General features: G+C 43.1%; 8 protein-coding genes, 1 pseudogene and 1 CRISPR repeat array. Of the genes and pseudogenes, 4 read left to right on the forward strand and 5 right to left on the reverse strand.

Annotated elements, in window-relative coordinates; all coding sequences use genetic code 11:
* Positions 1–197 precede the first annotated feature (197 nt).
* Genes NIAKO_RS23645 through NIAKO_RS23660 form a run of 4 tightly spaced genes read left to right on the forward strand, consistent with a single transcriptional unit; the run spans position 198 to position 16,206 of the window.
* Positions 198–3,083 carry a helicase-related protein gene (locus NIAKO_RS23645; RefSeq protein ID WP_014220981.1) on the forward strand — a complete coding sequence of 962 codons (2,886 nt, stop codon included), beginning with the start codon at positions 198–200 and terminating at the stop codon, positions 3,081–3,083.
* 17 nt (positions 3,084–3,100) lie between these two features.
* Complete coding sequence (locus NIAKO_RS23650; protein WP_014220982.1) at positions 3,101–7,855, forward strand: Eco57I restriction-modification methylase domain-containing protein; 4,755 nt, start codon at positions 3,101–3,103, stop codon at positions 7,853–7,855.
* 15 nt (positions 7,856–7,870) lie between these two features.
* Positions 7,871–14,137: a DEAD/DEAH box helicase gene (locus tag NIAKO_RS23655; protein WP_165761322.1), complete on the forward strand. Its 6,267-nt coding sequence runs from the start codon at positions 7,871–7,873 to the stop codon at positions 14,135–14,137.
* On the forward strand, positions 14,134–16,206 hold the full coding sequence (locus NIAKO_RS23660; RefSeq protein WP_014220984.1) for a 3'-5' exonuclease: 2,073 nt from the start codon (positions 14,134–14,136) through the stop codon (positions 16,204–16,206). The genes NIAKO_RS23655 and NIAKO_RS23660 overlap by 4 nt, the downstream gene beginning before the upstream one ends.
* Before the next feature lie 426 nt (positions 16,207–16,632).
* Positions 16,633–20,081: a CRISPR direct-repeat array (repeat unit 30 nt; unit sequence GTTTCAATTCCTCCATGGTGCGATTATAAC).
* 207 nt (positions 20,082–20,288) lie between these two features.
* On the opposite strand, the gene cas2 is transcribed toward NIAKO_RS23660, so the two are convergent.
* From cas2 to cas4, 5 genes and pseudogenes are all read right to left on the reverse strand, one after another.
* Positions 20,289–20,552: a CRISPR-associated endonuclease Cas2 gene (cas2, locus tag NIAKO_RS23665; protein WP_014220985.1), complete on the reverse strand. Its 264-nt coding sequence runs from the start codon at positions 20,550–20,552 to the stop codon at positions 20,289–20,291.
* A 1-nt stretch (position 20,553) separates the two neighbouring features.
* A complete protein-coding gene (locus NIAKO_RS39175; RefSeq protein ID WP_207622474.1) occupies positions 20,554–20,778 on the reverse strand; it encodes a CRISPR-associated endonuclease Cas1 in 225 nt (74 codons plus the stop codon).
* Positions 20,733–21,557: pseudogene (gene cas1b / locus NIAKO_RS39375) on the reverse strand (type I-B CRISPR-associated endonuclease Cas1b). Before cas1b ends, NIAKO_RS39175 begins: the two are co-directional and overlap by 46 nt.
* A 25-nt stretch (positions 21,558–21,582) precedes the next feature.
* Positions 21,583–21,714 (reverse strand): hypothetical protein, encoded by a 132-nt coding sequence (locus NIAKO_RS39615; protein ID WP_262493756.1) that lies wholly within the window; start codon positions 21,712–21,714, stop codon positions 21,583–21,585.
* 302 nt (positions 21,715–22,016) lie between these two features.
* Positions 22,017–22,523 carry a CRISPR-associated protein Cas4 gene (gene cas4, locus NIAKO_RS23675; RefSeq protein ID WP_014220986.1) on the reverse strand — a complete coding sequence of 169 codons (507 nt, stop codon included), beginning with the start codon at positions 22,521–22,523 and terminating at the stop codon, positions 22,017–22,019.
* Between the last annotated feature and the right edge of the window lie 2 nt (positions 22,524–22,525).

Below are 22,525 nucleotides of genomic sequence, written 5' to 3' on the forward strand. Positions count from 1 at the left end.
GTTTAAAAATTTTGTTATTAGCGAATAATTAAATATGACAGACGATCTCCGCAAGAGGATGCATGCTGCATGACACTTCTTCCTTTAATCATAACGCATTGAAAATCAAATTTGAAATTTTTAAAAGCCCAATTGGGGATTTAATATAATCAGCTAATTAGTACATTTACCTGATACTTATAAATCACTCATTGAGAATGAATTTTACTTCCGGGCAACGAATTACTAACCGCGATGAAGATTTTATAATAAATGAAGCCATTGATAACAACGGAAGCTGGATATTGAAGGTAGAAGGCATTTCTGAATTGGTAAAAGGCAAGCGCTTTGTTTTTGATACACATATTGATAAAGAAATCCGGGTATTGAATCCTATCGATACGGAACTGATAGCGGACACCGATTACGGATATCGCAAAACAAAACTCTTTATCGAAAACCAAATGCGTAGCGCCCCGGTATACAGCAAGCAGATCACAGTGGCACACAAGGCTGCCTTCAACCTGGCTGCATATCAACTGGAACCTACCCTTAAGGCTTTCGATCTGCCACGTCCCCGAATCCTGATTGCCGACGGTGTAGGTTTGGGGAAGACCATTGAGGTGGGCATTTTTCTTTCTGAAATGATAAGGCGTGGCAAGGGCAAGCGTATTATGGTATTGGCATTGAAATCCATTTTAGGCCAGTTTCAGCAGGAGATCTGGAATCGTTTTGCCATACCGCTGGTCCGGTTGGATTCGGACGGTATTTCGAAAATTAAATCGGAACTGCCGGCCAACAAAAACCCTTTTGAGTATTATGATAAAACCATCGTATCGATCGATACGTTGAAGAACAACGCCAAGTTTCAGCACTATATCGAAAAAACCCAATGGGATATTGTTGTTATCGACGAGTGCCATACGGTGGCCAATACGGGCTCCCTGAGAGGTGGCCTGGCACAATTGCTCAGCACCAAATGTGATTCGTTGATACTCACCTCTGCCACTCCCCACAACGGTAAAAAGCAAAGCTTTGCCAACCTGGTGAATATGATTGAGCCGCTGGCCATTAAAGACGATACGAATTATTCCAAAGAAGATATTCTGCCTTATTATGTTCGCCGTTTTAAGTTTAATATAGATGATGAGTCGGTGCGGTCCAATTTCCCAGAGCGGAAAGTGGTGCCCATTCATGCCAATTTAACAGATGCAGAAAATGCCTTTCTTGCACTGCAGCAAAAAATAAAATTTGATGCCATCAACTCACTAAATGCTGCCGATATCCAGAACGATCTTTTTGGCCGCAAGTCCCCCCGCAAACAAAAACGTGACCTTTTGTTTGCTATTGGATTGTTCAAATCGTACATGTCCTCACCGGAAGCTGCGTTAAGTTCAGTTGAAAACCGCATCAAAAAGCTGGATGCGATGACAGACCAGAAAGAGCTGGTGGAAAACAACCTGGAGCTATTGAATCAGTTGCGGAAGCAATTGCAACACATCATCGATGCCAAACAGGATGCAAAATACCAGACATTTAAAAACGAGCTGATCCGGCTGAAATGGAATGGCCGTAAAAATGATTTCCGCATCGTAGTTTTTGCTGAACGCATTGAAACACTGAAAGCATTAAAACAAAAGCTGCAACAGGATTTTGAGCTGGAGGATAAAGTGATCGCTGATTTCCACGGCTCGCTTACAGATATGGAGCAGCAGCGCATTATTGAAGATTTTGGAAAAGCCGATTCGGATTACCGCATCCTGCTTACGTCCGATGCCGGCTCGCAGGGAGTGAACCTGCATTACTTCTGTAACTATATGTTCAACTATGATATCCCCTGGTCGCTTATAACCCTGGAGCAACGCAATGGCCGGATAGATCGCTATGGTCAAAGCAAAACACCTTATATCCATTACATGATTGCCAAATCGGAACTGAAAGGTTTAAAAGACGATTTGCATATCATCAGCAAGCTAAAGGATAAGGAAGAAGCCGTGTACAATTCTTTAGGTGATGCGGCATCGGTGTATAAATTGTATAATGTTACTGCCGAAGAAGATCTGGTAACTATGGCCATTGCCGGCAATAATGAAAGATTGATTGATCAACCGGTCGAAGCTGTTGCTGAAGATGCCGGCTTCGATCTTGGGGCGGATTTTTGGGATGATGCCACACCGGCGTTACCCGTTGCAGATCCTATCCTGGAGCAGGCCAGCCTTTTTGCGAACGACCGGACTTATTACGAGGCGTTGATTTTGCAACTCAAATCTGATGGCTACCTGAACCTGGACGATGCGCAGTTTGAAGGCGATTTGCTGGAAGTAAAACATACGAAAGAACTGGATCGCATTCTCTACGACCTGCCGCATGAAGCGAAGCCCCAAAAAATAGGCGATGTGTATCAGCTCTCCCTGTACAAAGAGGAAGTACAACAGGCCATTGCCGACGCCCGTAAGAAGAAAGGTGAATGGGCTAAATTTCATATTCTATATGAGTTGCATCCCGTTGTACGCTTTTTAATGACGCAGCTCGAAGCCAGCGTGGATAAGAATGTAGGCCTGGTGGCGAAGCTTTCACAGTTACCGGAGGGCGTCGCTTACTTCGTGATTCATGGTATGGTATCCAATAACCTGGGACAATCTGTTTTGTCAGACTTTTTTGTTGTTCCTATGCACATCGACGGTGGTTTGCAGGGCAAGCCCCTTCCCTTTGAAGATTTTCTTAAAGCACAGCAGTTAGATAAAGAATTGTTTACCGAAAGCATTACTGACAATGATTTGGCAAAGCTGCAATCGCTCCTGCCTGAAGTGATTGATTTTGCCCGGCAATTGCATATGGGCCAGCAGCAGCAAATGCTGCAATGGGACATGGAGAAAAAACTGGCCGTGTACGAGGAAAAATTAAGAAACTGGAAGGCCGGCAAAGAACAGCAGATGCAACAGGAATTTGGCGACAAGCCAGATTTTGGCTTTTTAAAGCGCCGCCGGGAAAACAAAGAATTTGAGTTCAAAACCATCCTGCATAATTCCAGCCGGTATTTCAAAGATCTTACCAGCCTGAATGGTGATGCTTATTTAAAGATACTGGCAGTTTTTTATCATTAATAGCGTGCAATTTCACTATGATTCATTTCATTCATAATATAGGAGACTATTTTGCTTCCAACTATTTCGATGAAGATTTCTCCAGGAAAGTAATCGGAAAATCAGGGTACGGCGTAGATGCCATTAAACAATTCAACCTGGCCATTGCCAGGTTGAAACCCGAGTATTTTAAGCTGAAGCAAAAGTTTATAGAAAATCACTTGCGTACCAAAGACAAGCTCAACTTATCGCATGCCTTTCATTCTTTGGTACTGACAGCACTGGGTTACGATGCGGCTCATACGCAATACGACGAGCTGTTTTCCATCAATGATAAAAATATATTGCCGGTACGCCATATTCTGTATCGTGGCGATCAGGTGCATCTGATGGTAATGGAAATGCACGCCCTCATTAAAACCGGCGATGAAGAGCCTGATGGGTTGTTTGAGCAAAGCTACAATGTAGCCAACGAAGAAGAAGCAGCCGCAAAAACTCAAAAATACCATCGTTCTCATTGGGCCGATATTTTTACAGTGCGCGATGGCATGAGTATTTCCCCCATGATTATCAATCAGGCCATCAATGAACTTTTTTTGCAGCCTATGCATCTTCGCCCTAAGTTTATATTGCTCTGTGGCGGTAACCAGTATTTTTTGCTGGAAGCGGAAAAATGGTTCCGGGGCTCTTACCTGCAGCTGGACCTGGAAGCCCTGTTTGACGACGCCAGTGTACAGAAAGATTATTATGCTGTTTTTTATCTGCTTTTGGGTAAAGAACTCCTGGCCCCTACTGCCGAAATGGTGCTGATGGACCAGCTGGATGAAGATGCCCACAAAGCGGCGTATGAGGTTACCAAAGACCTGAAGGAAGGGGTGATCCATGCCGTGGAAAACCTGGCCAACGAAGCGGTGCAATACCTGAAAAAACAGGGGGTTAACTACCACGAAATAGATGCCAACCTATTGAAAAACGATTGCCTGAACATGGTGTATCGTCTGCTGTTCTTATTTTACGCCGAAGCCCGTGAAGACCTGGACATTTTACCATCGAATGATGAAGTATATGAACGGGGTTACTCCCTGGAAATGTTGCGGGACCTGGAACAGGTACCACTCGTGACCGAATCGAGCATCAACGGATATTTTTTCCATGATTCGCTCTTCCGCCTGTTTAATTTATTAAACAAAGGGTACCGGGAAGAAGAGGGCGCCAGCAGAACTTTCAAGATCCGCCATCTCGACTCGCCCTTGTTCAATAACGAGGAGCTTCATTACCTTAACCGGGTAAAAATCCGTAATGTGGTATGGCAGGACGTGATTTGCGAGCTGTCGCTTTCGAAAAAGCAGCGAGGCAAAAACAGAGGCCGTATTTCTTACACCAATTTAGGCATTAACCAGCTGGGCTCGGTATACGAGAGCCTGCTTGCGTTTCGTGGCTTTTTGGCCGAAACTGATTATATAGAGGTGCATCGCAAAAAGAAAAAGGGCGAATCCTCTGAAAAAGTAGTGCGTATAGACGGATCTTTCCTGGTTCCCCGTCATCGCCTCGGCGATTTTCATAAAGATGAAATTTATTATACCGAAAAAGAAGAAACTGCGGATGAGCTGAAAGTCATCCCCCAAGGTTCGTTCATCTACCGGCTAAGCGGCCGCGACCGCCAAAAATCTGCGTCCTACTATACACCGGAGGTGCTCACACAAACAACGGTAAAATATACGCTTAAGCCTATATTGGAACGGCTGGACAAAGGCGAGCTGAAGGCCCCGGATCTGCTTAAACTGAAAATACTGGAGCCGGCCATGGGGGCTGCAGCCTTCCATAACGAGGTTATCAACCAGCTGGCTCAGGCTTACCTTACCTACCGTCAGCAAGAGCTGAACCGAAAAGTAGATCCCAATCATTACCAGGAGGAGCTTCAAAAAATAAAAGCCTACATAGCACTCAATAATGTATATGGCGTCGATTTGAACCCTACGGCCGTGGAGTTGGGTAAGCTATCGCTTTGGCTCAATGTGATCCACAAGGATATGCAAACCCCTTTCTTTGGTTATCGGCTTGGCGTGGGAAATGCCGTGGTGGGCAGCTGGCTAAAGGTGTTTAAGTACAAGGATTTTTCCTTTGAGCCGAAGGGACAAAAAGGGTTTGAGAAAAAAGAATGGTGGACGATAGCGCCCAGGCATTTACAATTTGGTAAAAAGGGTGTGTTGCGCCGTGAGGATGAGATTTACCATTTCCTGCTGCCCGACGACAGTATGGTAGCCTCTGCAGGCATTAAACTGCTAAAAGACGCCTACCCTGCCGAAGCGGTCCGGGTAGCCGAATGGCGAAAAGTTTTTTGCGAACCCATACGGCAGGATGAATATACCCTGCTGCAACAAATAGCCAAAGCTATCGATGCCCTGCTGCTGGAACATTACGAGATCCAAAAGAACATCAGCCTGATTACCGAAGCCAATACGGCTTACTTTGGTAATGAAAATGCGTCCCTTAACATCAATTTTCTATCCTACTCCTACGAACAAAAGGAAAAATTTGCCAGGGAGCGCCTCAAAACCAATGCCCCTTATTACAAGTTGAAGCAGATTATGGATTACTGGTGCAGCTTGTGGTTTTGGGATCTGCGTGCTGCTGCAGAGCTGCCTACACGCCGCCAATGGTACCAGGACCTGGTACAAATTTTAAACATTGACCTGACTACCGTATACCACCAGGAACAAACCGATGAAGAAGCAGGTCGTGATTACCGCAAGGATAAAAAACAATTGGAAAAACAATTGGTAGAAGCGTTGAAGCAATCCACCTCATCGCTGTTTTCCAATGAAAGGGCGGTGTTGGTAAAGCAGTATGCCGATCAGTACCGTTTTTTCCATTACGAGCTGGAGTTTATAGAAGTATTCAGAGAAAACAATGGTTTTGATATTGCAGTGGGCAACCCACCCTGGTTAAAATGGAAGTTTGAAGAGTTAGAGGTGATGGGTGAAATTTACCCGGAATTAATGATACGGGAGGACATCAAAGCGCCCCAGGCGAATAAATTCAGGAGTATATTTTTTGAGCAGGAATCAAACAGGAATGAATACTTCAATGAACTAATAGATGATTCTTCCAATGGATACTTTATGAGCAGCGCTCAAAATTATCCATTACTCCAGGGTGTACAAACCAATTTGTATACCTGTGTAATTGAAAATTCATTGAAGTGGGTTAATGAAGATGGTTTTATTGGATTAGTACATCCGGATGGTATATTCAACGACCCGAAAGGATATGCAGCCCGGCGGGTTTTATATAAAAGACTATTCTATCATTTTCATTTTAAGAATTCACTAACGCTGTTCCAGGAGGTTAAGGACCAAAAGCAATACAGTTTAAACGTATATTCAGGCAGGCTAAACAATGGAATCCGGTTTGATACTATATCACATTTGTTGCACCCTTCTACAATCGACGAATGTTATGTATCTCATTTAACAGAACTGCCTTTAATGCAAAGAACGCTGGATGGAAAGTTAGTATGGGATTTAAGAGGTAATCAAAATAGAATTATAACCTACGACGAGGAATTGTTGTTATTAGTCAGAAACCTTTTTGATGACGATGCTAATGAGGACAATGCAAAACTCCCGCTAATTTATTCACGAAACATTATCGAAATTTTAAACAAACTAAATCAGAATAAAAGTAAAGTCAGGGACCTTAAAGGCGTAAAAATCTCTGTTGGATTTGATGAAACAATAGATATGAATAAAGGCAAAATTCAAAAAGGGAATTTTCAGCATGATACTGTTGAAAATTTCATTTTCAGCGGGCCTCATATTTTTACAGCCAATTCGTATTATAAATCGCCCCGTGAAATTTCCAACAATAAATCTGAATATGACACCATTCAACCTTCATTGATGAGTGAGTCCTATTTACAAAATAGTCTGTACCAATTGGCCAGGCATCCATCTGACGATGAAGATGCATGGAAAAAAATGTTGAAAATCGGGTTTAGAAAAATGTTGAATCAAACCGCTGACAGGACGCTTAATGGAACAGTTCTTCCAAAAGGCACCATGCATATTAATGGGATTATTTCTGTGGTTTCGACCGATGAAACAGAGCTTCTTATGTTTGGAGCGTTGTCGGCTTCATTATTGTTTGATTTTTATATAAAAGCCACTGGTAAAGGGAATTTAAATAAATCGACCATTGAAAATTTGCCTTTAAAGGTCTCAACTGAATTTGAACCATATATTCTTTTCAGGTTCCTGTTATTAACTACCGTCACCAGGCATTACAGAGATATTTGGGAGGATCATTTTATGGAAGGTTTTAAAAATGATACATGGAGCATAGATGACGCAAGATTGCTGCCGCTTAAAGAATATGAAAAAAAGTGGGATTTTAAGAAATCATTATCGAATGATTTTGCACGACGTCAGGCATTGCTGGAGATAGATGTTTTGGTGGCCATGGCATTTAACGTTTCGCTTACAGATTTGATTGACATTTACAATGTTCAATTCAGGGTGTTCAAAAAAAATGAGGATGATACATGGTACGATAGTAAAGGGAACATTGTATTTACCGGCAACGTAGGTTTAGTAGGCGTAGGCCTCGATCGTCCCGATTGGGAGCAGATAACAGCAATGAAGGAAGGGGAAACTTATACTCATACCATTACCAAAAGTGAATTGTATCAGGGTCGACAGGTAACTTACCATGCTCCCTTTACCAAATGCGATCGTGCAGAAGATTATAAACGAGCCTGGGCTCATTTCGAAAAAAGATTCAATAAAGTATAAGCGCCTATGTTGAGTTTGCAACAAGCGATAGAAATAAAGGAGTCCATCACATCTTACCTGAAAGCCACTTTCACCTTTCGCAAAAAAGAAGTGGCCCGGGCTTTTGATGCGTTTATACATCATCCTGCGCAAGGTATGTTTAAGGGGCCTTATGTATCCCTGAAGCTGCGTTTTGTAAAAGCCGATGCTGAAGAAGTGCCACGAATACCCCTGACCATAAAACCCAATTGGCCGCCTTATGATCACCAGGTACAATCCTGGACCCGGCTTTCCACTGTGGATAAAAAGCCTCAGCCAACCATTGTAACCACCGGTACCGGGTCCGGCAAAACTGAATCCTTTTTATATCCTATACTGGATTACTGCTATCAGCAGCAACATCGGGCAGGTGTGAAGATCATCATTCTATACCCCATGAATGCACTGGCCACGGATCAGGCTAAACGCCTGGCAGAGATAATACACGAAGATCACAGATTAAGGGGTAAAATAACAGCCGGCTTGTTCATTGGAGAAGGCAATGGTCCCAAAGGTCAGTTTCCCAAAAGTATGGGTGAAACCAATATTATCGAACACCGGGACACCATACTTGATTCGCCACCAGATATTCTGCTCACCAACTTCAAGATGCTTGATTATGCCCTGATGAAACATAACTACCACAAGTTATGGCTGAATAATCTGAAAGACCCCGGGCTATTGCAGTTTCTGGTGTTGGATGAACTGCATACTTACGATGGAGCACAAGGCACTGATGTAGCCAATCTCATCCGCCGCTTAAAGCTCAAACTGGAGCTGCCCGCCGGGCAATTGTGCGCTGTAGGAACATCGGCCACCATTGGTTCAGGCGCCGAAGCACCGCAGTTACTGGCCGATTATGCCAGTAAAGTGTTTGGCGAAACCGTAGGCACCGATGCCATCATTACCGAGAATCGAATTGGTGTTGATGCGTTTTTTGGCGCCGATGAAACCTTGCTGGATTTTATTCCTTTGCCGCACCGCCTCAAAGACCTGGAGCACCGGGAAAGCGAAGATTTTGATACTTACCTGCAAGCCCATATCGATATCTGGCAGCAGGACAAAAGGAGCCTGGCCCATGGCCTGATACAGCTTAAGCTGGTAAAAGACCTTGTGAAAGTGGCCAATAAAGCAAAGGGAACGCGAACGGTGGAGGAGATTATCCGTGACCTGTCCCTTGCAAACGAAAACTTCCGGAAGCTACCGCAATGGGATGCCACCCATCAGTACAGTCCCAAAGAACGAATCCTGGAATCATTGCTCACGCTCATAGCTGCGGCAAAAGATATTGATAATCCGCGGTCGCCTTTTATGTACCTGCAAGTACAACTGTGGGTGCGGGAATTAAGTGGTGTTCAGTATACGCTGGAGCAGCCTGCACAGTTCTCTTTCCGCGACCAGGTAGATGCCAACAAAGAAATAGCAGCCCTGCCACCCTGGTATTGCAGGGAATGCAATTCGTCCGGTTGGTTGGGTGTAAAGCCCGATAACCGGGATGTGTTCAGTAAAGACATCCATGAAGTATATGAAAAGTTTTTTGCCCGCAATAAAAACGTGTATTTCCTTCTGCCCGGCAATGAACTGACAACCGACGACCTGCAGGCCACCGGTTATGCGCCCGATGATTTTTTACAGGAAAAAATACATCCGGTACGGTTATATATAGTACCAAAAGATGAAGATGGGTTTAATATACAGGCATTTCGCAAACTAAAAAACAACAAGTCAGAGCATATTTGCCCATGCTGTAATAATGCCGGCACGGTAGCCATTATTGGAACCAAAATACCTACCCTGAGTTCTATAGTCGTAAGTCAGACATTGGCCACCGACCTGGATCCGGCCAGCGATCAACATCGCAAGGTATTGGCCTTTACCAATTCGGTGCAGGATGCCGCCCACCAGGCTGGCTTTATAGAAGGAAGAAATTACCGGTTCACGTTCAGGGCATCCATCCAGAAAGTAATCAATGCAATGGAAGAACCGCAGCGGTTGGATGTGTTGGCCAATCAGTTTAAGGATTATTGGAAGCGATATGGCGACGAAACCGGTATCGATCCGCTCAGTGGTTATCTATATCGTTTCTTTCCCAAAGATTATTTGGGAAAGGCTTCCCCACTGGACTATTATAAAAGCAACCAATATTACCCACATTTCCTGAAAGAATTCGATGCCCGTATTCAATGGGAGGTATTTGCAGAGTTTGGCTTCAATTCACGCATTGGCCGCACACTCGAAAAAACCGGTGCTTCATCGGTGTACTTCGATTCTGAAAGATTAACCCAAGCCATAGAATTACTCACCAACTGGCTTCAGCTGAATGATGTGAGTGGTACCATCAACAGTGAGGCATTGCTTCGCTTTACCAACCTGGTGCTTCACCGTGCCCGCAACCGGGGGGCCATAGATCATGTATATCTAAAAAAATTCAGGGAAGAAAAATTGAGCCTGTGGGATTTGAACTGGCAAAAAGATCGCCGCCATTTTTTGAATCCCAAATTTGGTACCCGTTCCCGGTTGCCCAAACTGCTCACCAATAATGATTCCCGAAGCAATCTTTTGGATACTACCCGGGCCAAAAACACCAATTGGTTTCACGCTTATTTCAGGAAGAGTTTTAAGCAGGCTTCATCAGAACCCAATTTTATAAACGAATTTTATGAGCAGTGGGCCCAATCATTGGTAAAAGCCGGCCTGCTTAACTCCATAAAAATTGACGACCAGTACAACTATGCCATTGTTGCTGATGCTTTATGGGTAAAGAAAAATGTAAAAGAATATCGCTGCAACAGCTGCGAAGATGTGATATATACCAACGATGCGGGCAGCCTGGTAAACGAAGGCCAATGTTTGAGTTACCGGTGTACCGGTAATTATGCTTTGGAGCCTGCTGCGAGCAATAATTATTATAAGGCCGTATATAACCGTAATCGTTTTCCCAGGGTATATGCACGGGAGCATACCGGGCTTTTGGGGCGAAGGGAAAGAGAACAGTTGGAGATCGACTTTAAGCAACGCAGCCGTTTTAATGCTACTAATACCCTGGTGGCTACGAGTACTTTAGAAATGGGTATCGATATCGGGACCCTGAATACTGTATATAACAATTCGATCCCGCCACTGCCATCCAACTTTCTGCAACGTGTAGGGCGTGCAGGGCGTAGTTCCGGAGCTGCGCTGGTGGTGAATTTTGCAAAAAACCAAAACCACGATCTGTACTACTATACCGATCCGCTGGATATGATGCAGGGCGATGTAAATACACCGGGCTGCTACCTGGAAGCAAAAGATATTTTACGCAGACATTTTACCGCATTTTGTTTCGATAGCTGGACATCGGCACAGCCAAACGAAAATGCCATTCCTACTTTTATTCGCGAACTGAAATTAGCATCGCGTGATTTGAATGATGCGGCCTTTTTCATCAACCGGCTCAACAATTTTATTGAAACCAATAGAGTAATATTGGTACATCAGTTTTTACAGCAGTACGATCAGCATACAGGAACAGTGGCATTTAATGAGGTAGCGGGCGCTTTGGATTCGGGCCAGTTTTATGAGCAATTACTAACCGTGTTTGCCAGAATAAAAGACGAGTTGCTCCAAATTGAACAGCGCAGGAAAGAGTTGGACGATATGGCTAAAACACTCAACCTGGCAAAGGGCGATCCCACGCTGGATGAACTGGTTCGGGAAAAGAAAAACCTGAGCGGCATAAAAAAGGGAATTATAAGCAGAAATACTTTAGAGCATCTGACCAATGTAGGGGTATTGCCTAATTATGCATTTCCCGAAACCGGTGTGCGCCTCAACGCTCATGTAATGAGCCGCCAGGCCGAAGGAAGTGACAATATTGCCCTGGATAAGGACTTTGAGATTGTGCGACCCGCCTCACAGGCCATTAAAGAATTGGCGCCTGAAAATTATTTTTATACACAGGGCTATCGTTTTGAGGTCACCGGGGTGAATACATTTGACTGGAGCGAACCTCTCCATTTTCACTACAAGCGTTTTTGTTCCAAATGCGACCATATGGAGCTGGATAGCCTGGCCAGCAAAGGCAACTGTCCCAAATGTGACGATGCGTCCTGGAATGCCGCATCCAATGTACATCGATACGCAAAGCTGACGGCTGTTAAGTCGTTCAATAAGTCAGGTGATGCAACTTTGACTGATGCCGATGATGACAGGGATGCGCAGCAATACTTAATGATGCATCATGTGTACCTGGACAAGAAAACTTCTGAAGGCGCCTGGGTGTTGAAGGACATTCCCTTTGGTATCGAATATGTAAAAAATGCTACTATCACTTCGGTCAATTATGGCAGAAGCGACGCCAACGATGCCCGTAAGCTGCGCATTAATGATACAGAAGTACTTACCAAAGGTTTTGTAACCTGCAAGCATTGCGGCAAATCCGTATCGGCCACCCACCTTTTAGCATCGGCCAGGGATTTTCATTATGGTTATTGCCAATATAAAGAGGTGGGCTACCAGCCTGGCAGCAACGAAGTATTTGAGGAAGTATATTTCTTTCGGGAAATACAGACCGAAGTACTTAAGATAGTATTGCCCATCCAGGAGTTCAATAGTGGAGCGGACATCCGGATGTTTGAGGCCGGCATCGATGTGGGCCTGAAGAAATACTTTAAAGGAAATCCGGATCATATACGTATTCTTTCCTACAGGGAGTTCAATCATAAAACCGGCAAATTTGACCGCTTCCTGCTGCTGTATGATACCATTCCGGGCGGTACCGGATACCTGGAACAGCTTTTTGACCATAAAGAGTTTTCACTCCTGCTACGATACGGTTATGAATCCATACGGGATTGCAGTTGCCAGCTATCGGGCAAGGATGGCTGCTACAAATGCATCTACTCCTATGGCAATCAATACAACCGTGCCGACCTGAGCAGGGCGAGAGCAGAAAACTGGTTTCGACAGATCTGTGAAAAAACCGATGCGTGGGTGCAAAACAAAGAAGGGCTGACCTCCATCACCGATAGCGGCAAGATCGAAGAATCTGAGCTGGAAGAACGTTTCTTAAAGCTATTGTCGATATATGCCGATAAAACGGATGGCATGTCCTTCGAAAGCATGAAGCAGGACGGCAAAGTGTATTACCAATTAAGTCTGGATAAAGGAGATATTTCCGCTCTATACTGGATAAGGCCGCAGGTATCTTTGGGTACGAAAGATGGCATTGCGTACAGCACGCGTACTGATTTTCTGCTGGTATGTGGTAAGTATAGAATCGATGGAAAAGACTATAAAGATGAAGTGCCTCGTATAGCACTATACCTGGATGGCTATCAGTACCATGCTTCCGAAACGCACAATGTTTTTGAAAGAGATATCGAAATCAGAAAAGCGATTTCAAGAAACCCTCAATACAAATCGTGGACAATGACCTGGAAAGACCTGGATCAATGGCAGGCATTGTTGGGAGGCGATACGACAGTGAAAGATGAATTGTTCTCCACATATAAAAACTATTTTTATACCAACTATACAGGCAAATTATTGGGTACCTTAAAAGATCAGCGTAAGGTGAACTATGCGCAGGGGGTTACCAATGTGTATCGCTGGCTGGAGCAACTGTGGCACCCCGTTATTAGTGTGCATCAAAAGTCATGGTACTTATACACAGCCTCCTGGACCAAAAATTTGCTGGAACCCTCTTTTGCACCCGATAAGCTGAACTCCCTGCTCATGGAGAAATTGACCTCGGATAGCTATATTCGGAACAATAAGGTACAAAATTTTGATGCTCTATTACCCGTACAGGAATTGCCAAAGTTTGACTTTGCCGGATGGCGGATATGGGTGAATGTGCATCAAAAAGTTGTTTATAATTGCCTGGAACTACTGCCGGTAAAAGCGATTGATAAAGCACAGTGGGAAGATTTCTGGCGCATATTTAACCTATTTCAATCGGATAAATTTGTGGTAGCCCAGGACGCAGATCAGCAGGAAGGGGACGCCGATATAGACCTTTTAGGCGAGATAAAAGCCCTTTATGATGCAACCCTGCATGACCTGATGCAACAAGCGATCAGCAAAGGTTGGGTAACAGCGGGTAATGCGGAGTACCTCGATTCCTGGATGGACGAAACTGGCAATATCCTGGCCGATGCAGAGCTGGTATTAACGGTACCCAAAATTGTGGTGGGGCCCCGTTCAACCGAATGCCGGAAAATGTTTGAAACCGCAGGATTCAGAGTTTATGCCCTGAACCAGATAAATGACATTAAGCTATGAAACTATTCATATATGATAAATTTTGGGATGCATTATTGAGCCTCAATAAAACCACCCAAATAAAAGTTACGGATTTCATTTCCAAGTTCAGGACCAATTCTAAATCAGCGGCTATCCACCTGGAATCTATTCAAACTTTTAAAGACCAAAGCCTGAAGACGGCGCGTATTGATCAGAAATACAGGGCCATCCTTAAAGAGGTGAAGGCATCGGACTTGTACCTGCTGGTGTGGGTAGACAATCATGATGAAGCTATGGATTGGGCCAAAAACAAAATTATTGACTGGAATGAGCAGACGCAGGCATTCCAGGTGTATACGGTGGATGAAGTGGCCGCAGTGGCAGATGCAAAAACCGCCGTTACAAACGACCTGTTTATAGGGGAGTATGATGGCGAGAGATTGATTAAGATTGGTGTACCCGAAATTCTTTTGCCATCTGTATTGAAGGTGAATAATTTTGAAGGGTTAGAAAAACTGGAAAGCTATTTACCCATTGATGTTTTTGAAAACCTCTTTTATTTATTAGAGGGCGCCCACATAGATACGCTGATTTCCGAAGTACAGGAAGGCCGCACCAACAATGATGAGTTACGCAGTAAAAACAATGCCAGGTCGTTTATTGAACTTACCGATGACGAAATATTCAACGAGGCATTGCAAGGTTCCCTGCAAAAATGGAAATACTATTTGCACCCCTCGCAGTCTGCATTTGTATATGGTGACTTTAAGGAAAGCATCAAACTTTCGGGAGGCGCAGGTACCGGCAAGACCATAGCCGCCCTGCACCGGCTGAAGCATTTGGCTGGAAAAGTGGAAAACAGTTTGCCTGTTTTGTTTACCACCTTCACGAAAGAGCTTACCGAAAATCTTAAAGGCCTTGCCCAGGAACTGGAGATACCTTCAGGAACTTATTTGATAGAAAACATAGATATGCTGGCTTTCAGACTGGCGCAACAATATTATTTGTTACGAGCTACCGATAAAGTGTTTGGCCTTAGCGCTATTAAAAAGCCCGCCGAGATATGGGAGCAGGTGCTTGCAGAAAAACTGTCGTCCTTCGACGAAGAATTTCTGCAGGAAGAATATGAAGCCATTATTTTAGATCAGCACATCGACCAGCAGGAAAATTATCTGAAAGCCAGTCGTATGGGCAGAGGCAAAGCAATAAGCCGAAAAGACCGTTTCCTTATTTGGGAGCTAATAGAAGATTTCAACCAAAGGAAAGCAGCCGAAGGGCTTTATTACAAAGAAGAAGTGTACAACAAAGTGAGTCAATACCTGCTCCAACATAAAACCGCTCTTTTTGCTCACGTCATTGTTGATGAGTTGCAGGATTTCTCGAATATTGAACTTCGATTTATCCGTTCACTTACCCAAGCAGGCCCCAACGATTTGTTTTTAGTGGGAGATCCCCTGCAAAACATTTACAACAAGACAATTAACTTTTCAAAAGCGGGTATCAATGTCCGGGGCAATAGAAGCAAACGGCTGCGCATCAACTACCGCACTACCGAAGAAATCAAAAATTTTGCTATCAAAGTGATCAGCGAAGAAAACTACGATGACTTTGAAGGCAATGTGGAAGAAAAAAAAGGCTACCTGTCTTTATTTCATGGGGTGAAACCGCAATATCCTGTTTACAGAACAAAAAATGAAGAACTGGAAGCTGTAGCTAAAGACATCAATCAGTTAGTAGAAGAAGGCTATTCGTTCAACGACATTGTAGTAGCCGCCAGAACCAAAGATGCCGTTGACGATTTCAGGAATCATTTTCACAAGGTAAATATTCCCTATGTCAATAAAAACCTGTTGAACAATCAAAACGAAGGGGTGAGACTGTCTACTTTTCACGGCCTGAAAGGGCTGGAATTTAAGCAGGTGTTTTTAGTGGATGTCAACGACAGAACCTTTCCCAGGCAACCCTTTAACTTTAGCGGCTTAACTCCGGAAGAGCAGCAACAGATCATCAAAACGGAAAAAGCCTTGTTTTATGTAGCCTGCAGCCGGGCCATACAGCGGTTAATGATTAGTGGAGTTGGAACGAGAAGTGCATTTGCCTCAGTTTAATTGGGGTATCAACCGCCTAAGGTAAAATGGCATAAAAAGCAAAACCGACCGCCATTGCTGATGATCCTTTTTTTGCGGACCGGATGGGGTATGTCACGGCGTTATATCTTCAGGAAAATCAACTATTTAATATAGGTCTTTGGGGAAATGAAACACTCAACTATCCTTCGTTGTTGGCGATATACATATCATTAATTGTCATACAAACGTGATAAAACTGTCCGAATTCGTGCTGAGCACACCATACCCCCTGACTGTTCCGTCGTGGGGTATAAGACCATTATGGCGACCGAGCGTTATTTGCGTCTAACGGTCAGCATGTATCCATGCATAGAAAAGAAGTTTAGCAAAACACTCAATCAAATTTTTGGAGAGATAAAAATATAACCGGCGGCGATGATGAGTAACGTGTTTCCTTCTTCTCCTGTTTCAATTCCTCCATGGTGCGATTATAACAATGTTACCGCTTGCCGTATAGATGCGTCCGATTAGCGTTTCAATTCCTCCATGGTGCGATTATAACCCGACACCCGCATAAGTAAACACGCCTTTTGGTGAGTTTCAATTCCTCCATGGTGCGATTATAACTGTTGGGTCTGGTATTATTGGGTGGCTACTTTTTATAGTTTCAATTCCTCCATGGTGCGATTATAACTCAGTCGCGCAATGTCTAATAAAAACAGGCTGGACATGTTTCAATTCCTCCATGGTGCGATTATAACACAGATGTCGGCGCTTATGCGCGGGTTCTACTAATGTTTCAATTCCTCCATGGTGCGATTATAACTGTGGCACGCTACAAGCTATCCTGAGCAGGTTAAAAGTTTCAATTCCTCCATGGTGCGATTATAACAAACTCGATTCTTCAAGAGTTTCATAACACTATTGTGTTTCAATTCCTCCATGGTGCGATTATAACTACATGCGATTCCTAAAAGATACCGGCATACCTTTGTTTCAATTCCTCCATGGTGCGATTATAACTATGGCAACCCCTAAGAAGCAAACTCTTCAAGATTTGTTTCAATTCCTCCATGGTGCGATTATAACCATATTGTCAGAAGAAGGCGCTTTGGGATCACCACTGTTTCAATTCCTCCATGGTGCGATTATAACCAATTCTCCATTGCCGCCGACCTTTTCAATATTGACGTTTCAATTCCTCCATGGTGCGATTATAACAATTTTACGATAGCGGAGCTTTTGCCTTCAAAATCTGTTTCAATTCCTCCATGGTGCGATTATAACAGCTTTGTTTATTATTTGGCCATGGCTATAATCATGTTTCAATTCCTCCATGGTGCGATTATAACGGTTGCGCCAGCAAGCGCCGAGCTTCCGCTGGTAAGTTTCAATTCCTCCATGGTGCGATTATAACGCTTTTCGCTGTTTTGGCCCTTGTGAGGCCTTTTTCAGTTTCAATTCCTCCATGGTGCGATTATAACAGCTTATCTACGTTCTCTTCTATAAAATCGTTATATGTTTCAATTCCTCCATGGTGCGATTATAACCCGGTTTGAGTTTGAAGACAAAAAAACTGCATTAATGTTTCAATTCCTCCATGGTGCGATTATAACATCAGCACTAAAGCGGCAGTCGTACAACCTATTCAGGTTTCAATTCCTCCATGGTGCGATTATAATATCAGCGCTAAAGCGGCAGTCGTACAACCTATTCAGGTTTCAATTCCTCCATGGTGCGATTATAATATCAGCGCTAAAGCGGCAGTCGTACAACCTATTCAGGTTTCAATTCCTCCATGGTGCGATTATAACAAGCCTGAACCCGTCGGCAACATACTCAGTCTGTTTGGTTTCAATTCCTCCATGGTGCGATTATAACCTTGGTGGCGTGGAAATACCAGTGACATTCAACTTGTTTCAATTCCTCCATGGTGCGATTATAACTGGAAAGACCCATTAAAAACCTGCCTGATGGCAATGTTTCAATTCCTCCATGGTGCGATTATAACTAGAATGGCACATGGTCATTATTCCTGGCAGATCGAGTTTCAATTCCTCCATGGTGCGATTATAACCGTTGTGTGCGAATTAGTTTTTCATATGGCAAGCAAGTTTCAATTCCTCCATGGTGCGATTATAACCTGAATAATGGACCTAGTGTAGGGTGTGTTTTGAGTTTCAATTCCTCCATGGTGCGATTATAACCACAATATCCGTCGAGTTTAGAGACTTGTCTCATAGTTTCAATTCCTCCATGGTGCGATTATAACGGGCGGAGGTGTTAATGCAAATTGGTTTGCACCTGGGTTTCAATTCCTCCATGGTGCGATTATAACCACCAAACCCTTTATTTTGAATATTGAAAACCAAGTTTCAATTCCTCCATGGTGCGATTATAACTTTACCAGGCCTGCGCAATGTAGTCAACCAGGTATGTTTCAATTCCTCCATGGTGCGATTATAACGCGGTCAGCGACCCCGACTACGTTTACCTCATTAAGTTTCAATTCCTCCATGGTGCGATTATAACATAGATGAAGACCCGGACCTGTATACCGGTGGTTTGTTTCAATTCCTCCATGGTGCGATTATAACTAATCGTTACCCAAACAAAACCCAAAGTGTACGTAGTTTCAATTCCTCCATGGTGCGATTATAACTTCCCTGGGTGTTTCTCCTCTTGCCTGAACGAACGACGTTTCAATTCCTCCATGGTGCGATTATAACCGGCTTTATATGGGCTGTCCTAGTCAACAGATGAAAGTTTCAATTCCTCCATGGTGCGATTATAACTGGGTGGCCGTTTTAAAATATTGCTCTAATTCGGTTTCAATTCCTCCATGGTGCGATTATAACAAGGCCCGCCGCTGCGATCGTGAATTCCGTGTATTTAGTTTCAATTCCTCCATGGTGCGATTATAACCCCTGGCCCGCTATATTGCACGATGGTACTCGCCTTGTTTCAATTCCTCCATGGTGCGATTATAACAAGTCAGCGTACCCCCGATACCTTCAGCACTTTCATGTTTCAATTCCTCCATGGTGCGATTATAACCCTACCAACACCCCTGTTGGTTTAAAAAAGAGTTTAGTTTCAATTCCTCCATGGTGCGATTATAACCCGGTATAGCGTAACAGGTACCGACAGGCATGCTGTGTTTCAATTCCTCCATGGTGCGATTATAACTGCACGCTGGCCGGGCTCTTTTAAAAGCAAATATCAGTTTCAATTCCTCCATGGTGCGATTATAACTGTATAGGGATAATGTCATATCAATTATGTTTTATGTTTCAATTCCTCCATGGTGCGATTATAACCGGGAGATCATTAAGGGCATGAAGGAAGGGTCCATCTGTTTCAATTCCTCCATGGTGCGATTATAACCGATGGCAAAAAGGTTCCCGTAAAAGTTACAACCATGTTTCAATTCCTCCATGGTGCGATTATAACTTATTATACCGCCAACCAAACCGGGCGGAATCAACAGTTTCAATTCCTCCATGGTGCGATTATAACCAGCACCCGTAAATAATACATCGTCTAACAATGGTAGGTTTCAATTCCTCCATGGTGCGATTATAACTTATTATACCGCCAACCAAACCGGGCGGAATCAACAGTTTCAATTCCTCCATGGTGCGATTATAACGCTATCACCAAACCTATTTTGAATCCTAACTCTCCAGTTTCAATTCCTCCATGGTGCGATTATAACAATAGGTGATTTGCGAATCACTTTAAAGGATTATTTGTTTCAATTCCTCCATGGTGCGATTATAACAAGTCCCAAAAAACAAAAGCCGTTGAAATCAATATAGTTTCAATTCCTCCATGGTGCGATTATAACAAAAAACCCGCTAAAGGAGCGGTCGATTATAACAGTTTCAACTCCTCCATGGTGCGATTATAACCCGTTTATTACAGCAAAATAAAACATTGTTTTTCAGCCCTTCTAGTGAAATAAACATCTTTATTAGAACTTAAAAAGTTGTCATTCCCCATTTCTGGGATTCTTTGCGGACATCGACAACCTCTTCAAGTGCCTTTCGGTGCGGCAATTCCCAAAATCAGGAGTATAAAAACTATATTTCCTTTCTGCAATAACATGACAACGACGACTAAAGTATATTATCCAGATCATTTTTTTCTTTTCCAACTATCTGCTTTTCCAGCCATTTCTCCTCCCGGCTTTTGAAGATGATCAGGCTGTCCTTTTCCTCTTCCATTATGCGCCTCGCTTCATGAATGAGTTCCTTCAGTTTAACACTGGTAATTTCTCCTTCAAATACGCTGTTCTGTATCCAGTTCAGGTAGCGGCGGCATAGTTTGAGCATTTTGGCTACCCGCTTTTCTCCAATATCATACACTAAAATTATGTACATATTACCACCAGGCTTTAAATGGCTTATACTCTTCTATACCCAAAATATGCTTAGCCAGCTTATAACATTCCAGCTTTACCAGGTGCTTATAACTTACATTCCGGCCAAGCGACCTGTGTTTTATGGTTTCATTCATCTTTTCATCCCATGCCTTTACCACCGTTTTGCGGCCACTGTCTTTCAACAGGCACTTATTAAGCTTTGTGTCAAAATCACATTCCTGCACCTGTTTTTATTTAACAAAGAAAATATCAGCCGGTCTGCAAGTACCGGTTTAAATATTTCAGCCAGATCCAAAGCCAGTGAATACCGGCGTTCTCCCGGCTGATGTAAAAAGCTGATGGTAGGATTTAACTGGGTATGATAAATCATGTCGAGGCACAGGGTATAACACATACTGTTTACGAACGATATCATGGCATTTACTTCATTCGATGGCGGAAGTTTGGTGCGCTGTCCCATTTAAAAATTATTAATAATTGTGGCAAATGCGCCATAATAACTCATGCGAATATTACCTTCTTTTCCCATAAGGGATTCAATATCGGTAGAGCAGGAAATAGATTGCATTAGTGTTTCTATAGAAGCAATTTGAGTAGAAGTATCCTTTTCCCGGTTATTGTAATATTTCAGATTTTTAACCATATTGAAGGCTGCACCATCGATCAATTTTTGAGCAATTGCCAGTCTTTTTTTAGGTTTCATATAAGCGTCTGTTTGGGCGATCAGCATTTTTCCCGCAAGCAGATAATCTTTAGGCGTAAAGGAACCGGTGTAATGTTCATAATAGTCAAAAAAATGTACGCTTACCTGTTCTTTTCCTAAAAAATTATACAAAGCACTGTTGGCATCCAAACTGCCAAACACATAAAGATTATCCACCGTTTCAACGGGTATGTATTTGGGAGTGCCTGCATTACCACCTTCATCCTCAGGAGTGAATTTGAGGGTATTATCTTTGCGGCTCATTCGGCCGGGATTGAAAAGGTAGTAAGACTTCTTCATTGTAATAATAAAATTTATTAAAGACCTATAAATTCGATGGTGCTCCGGTTTCGTAACCAGTTTTGTAAAATACAATCAGTTCTTTCCGCGTCACGATGGCGGGGCAAAAGATGACTATTCCCGTGCCTTTTACAACAATGATTTTATTGGATGCCATAACATAAAAATTTCAGGTATCAACTAGCCAGCATTAATTTTTCAATTCATGTTTCTTCAAAATAACAAACCCTGCCTTACTTTTAATTATGGCAAATTCGCCATAATTAAAATCAGGATTATAAATACTTTCCCAGATACCAGATAATTCAACAGCGTTGAGGTTTCTTTGCCAGTCAGAAATAAAAAATCACCGTCTTTGGCTTTTAGCATGTCAGTCAGGGAAATGTAATAAATGCCAGATTATGCAATAATATTAATTCAACGCCTTTTACTTGTATGGTTTTATTTTTGGCCATAATTTCAGGTTTCTGTGATATAACAAAAGTCGTAGTACGAACATTGCTTGCATAATCTGGCTTTGATTACCGGTGGGCAGCTTTCACCACCAATAATGGCTTCAATCTGCTGCACGGTTTTTCTCAAATAGTTCTGATCTTCGTCTGTAAATTCAATATTTTTGGTTTGCCGCAGCTTCGGATATTCGAGAACGCCTTTTACTCCTTCAATACCGTTTTGCTCCAGTAACCAGATATAGTATTTTACCTGCCATTCATGCGCTTCTTCCATACTGTCGGATTTTTTCACCTCATGGATCACTCTATTTTTTGCATCATAAAAGTCTATCTTACTGCCGCCTATTTCTAATTCGGTATATTTTTCCGCCCGTTGTGGATAGGTTGTTTCACCAATGAGTTTGCCTTCGGCTACGGTGTCGGAAGTTTGTTCCATGCGAATGCCGTTGGCATGAAGCCACATTTCCCGTTTGCAGACGTGGTAAAGGTTAATGAGGGTGGCGTTGATGTTCATGG

The organism is Niastella koreensis GR20-10, from assembly GCF_000246855.1.
GTDB lineage: Bacteria > Bacteroidota > Bacteroidia > Chitinophagales > Chitinophagaceae > Niastella > Niastella koreensis.